Origin of the sequence: Mesorhizobium sp., from assembly GCF_005063415.1 — a bacterium.
Taxonomy (GTDB): Bacteria; Pseudomonadota; Alphaproteobacteria; order Rhizobiales; family Rhizobiaceae; genus Mesorhizobium.
In genome coordinates this window covers 1-1,104 of sequence record NZ_SUEG01000342.1, presented here as the reverse complement: position 1 = coordinate 1,104, position 1,104 = coordinate 1, and the positions used below count along the sequence as shown (strand labels likewise).

General features: G+C 60.2%; 1 protein-coding gene. It reads left to right on the top strand.

Features of this window, described 5'->3' with window-relative positions; genetic code table 11:
• Positions 1 to 371 precede the first annotated feature (371 nt).
• Positions 372 to 623: a KTSC domain-containing protein gene (locus E5W70_RS32490; RefSeq protein ID WP_292665457.1), complete on the top strand. Its 252-nt coding sequence runs from the start codon at positions 372 to 374 to the stop codon at positions 621 to 623.
• Positions 624 to 1,104 lie beyond the last annotated feature (481 nt).

The window sequence follows — 1,104 nt, the reverse complement described above, 5'->3', positions numbered from 1 at the left end:
GCTCAAGACGGTCGTCCTCTCAAGCTATGCGCCGCAGAAGGTCACCAAGGCACTCTGCGCCGACATCAGCGGCGCCTTTACTGAGATTGAAGCGTTGCCCGCCCGGATCACAATCAGCCCGAAGGCGGTGGGCGCTGCAAGCCTGCCATTCAGTTCGCGGTTTATGATTCAATGATCCGGAACGATGGTAAGCAGAACGTCGCCTAGGGCCAGCAGGAGACATGGTCGGGCTTCTGACCCGAAGCAGCGTTCACGGGTGAAAGAGCGCGCGGCGCTCGCACACGATCGGCCGGCTTTCGATGGACTCTCCAGGGTCACAAGGAACGCGACGGCCTCTCCGCTCGTTGATTCCTTTTCGAGTCGAGCCTGCCATGCCTTCCACCGCGATACGCAAAACGGAATACGATCCGGTCAGAAGAGTTCTGTCGGTCTGGTTCGTGGCGAGCGGTAAACGATACGAATTTGAGGACGTGCCTCCGGAAACCTTCGCGGCGTTCCGCGCGGCGTTTGCCAAGGGCCGCTACTTCAACGACCATATCCGCAACCAGTTTCGGCACCGTCTGGTCGCCGAGGATAGCAACCGGCGTCAAGTTCTTCGGGACTCGACGGCTGGGAAGGCATAAACCAACCCGCAGGCAATGGACCCGCGCTCCTGAGAAGCCTTGTGGGAGATTTCTACTGTTCCACTGGAAGCGGCTGGTGCACCGGCTCCGCATGATGAAACACCTGTCCTAGATCGCGCGCGTCGAATGTCTGCCCGCAAACCGGACAGTAGATGAAATGTTTAGACGCGTCGTCGACAGGGCCGTCATGCGGCCTGCCCTTATACCCGGTCAGATATTGTGCGTCCTGGTCCGCTTCATCTCTGAGGTCATCTGGCGCTGGCCTCGCGATCGTCAAGTCCAGCCGCCCCGCGTCATGGCGCGCGCGATTGCGATCTGTGCCTTTGCGCCTCGAGCTTGGCATTTTTCTTCTGCGTCATGTTGTCGGCCGCGATTAGCCGCCTCAGCGACCGCATAATCTCCCCGCGCGTCCAACCCGCTTCGAGCATGCAGACACCCCAAGTGGTGACCGCGCAAGATCGGGCGATGAATAGAGCCGAGC